The sequence below is a fragment of the Photobacterium sp. WH24 genome (assembly GCF_019204055.1).
Lineage (GTDB): Bacteria > Pseudomonadota > Gammaproteobacteria > Enterobacterales > Vibrionaceae > Photobacterium > Photobacterium arenosum.
In genome coordinates, this window is the sequence record NZ_JAGSOZ010000049.1 from 1 (window position 1) to 1,121 (window position 1,121).

A 1,121-nucleotide genomic window follows, 5' to 3' on the forward strand; every position below is an offset into this window, starting at 1 on the left:
GAGGGTGTTCATAGTTCTGTGTCAGCATAAGTCACAGATCCACATATTGATCAACCCTGTTCGGGAAGTGGAGGCTCAACTGGGATAACGTCAGATTCCAGTTCTGTACCGGGTGCGTCCACTTCTCGGAAGCCTTCAACATCCCCGCATAGAGCAGCTTCAGCAAGCTGGTTTCGTTGGCGAAGCCACCCTTGGTTTTGGTCAGCTTGCGGAACTGACGGTGCACCGCCTCAACCGCATTGGTGGTGTAGATAGCCCGCCGGATCTGCTCGGGATACTTGAAGTATACCGACAGATTGTCCCACTTGCTGCGCCAGGATTTGATGACCAAGGGGTACTGCTTACCCCATTTTGCTTCCAGCTCGTCCAGCGCTTGCTCAGCAGCATTCTGTGTGGCGGCCTTGTAGACACACTTGAGATCCGCCATGAAGGCCTTCTGGTTCTTACTCGCAACGTACTTCATGGAGTTGCGGATCTGGTGAATGACGCAGATCTGCACCTCTGTCTCAGGGTAGATGGTTTCAATCGCTTCTGGGAAGCCTTTCAAACCGTCTACCGAGGCGATCAGGATGTCCTTAACGCCGCGGTTCTGCAGGTCGGTCAGCACGCTGAGCCAGTAATGTGCGCCTTCATTCTCGGACAAGTACAGCCCCAGCAGCTCTTTTTTACCCTCAACGGTCAGGCCCAGAATCGTGTAGACGGCTTTGGATATGAAGCGACCGTTCTCTTTGATTTTATAGTGAATTGCATCCAGCCAGACGAAGGGGTAGAGCGGCTCCAGATCCCGCTCTTGCCATGCTCTGAGTTCAGGTACCAAACGGTCGGTGATGGTGTTGATAGTGCCGTTGGAGATACTCATGCCGTACAGATCTAAGATGTGTTCTCGGATGTTCTGATAGCTGTTACCAAGTGCGAACAGAGAGAGGATCTTCCCCTCCATCTCATCTGTCAGGCGGGTCTGATACTTCTTGACGGTCTGAGGTTCGAACGTGCCATTACGGTCTCTCGGCGTTTCCAGTTCAAATTCACCTGACGATGTTTTAACCGTCTTTCTGGAGGTGCCATTCTTGCGGTTGGCAGAAGTTTCATTCGTCAGATGCTCGTCCAGCTCAGCTCCCAAT

General features: G+C 52.5%; 1 protein-coding gene. It reads right to left on the bottom strand.

The window, feature by feature from the left end; translation table 11 throughout:
* Positions 1-31: 31 nt before the first annotated feature.
* The coding region (locus tag KCG43_RS21260; RefSeq protein WP_218387455.1) for an IS256 family transposase at positions 32-1,121 on the bottom strand (1,090 nt) is incomplete at its 5' end.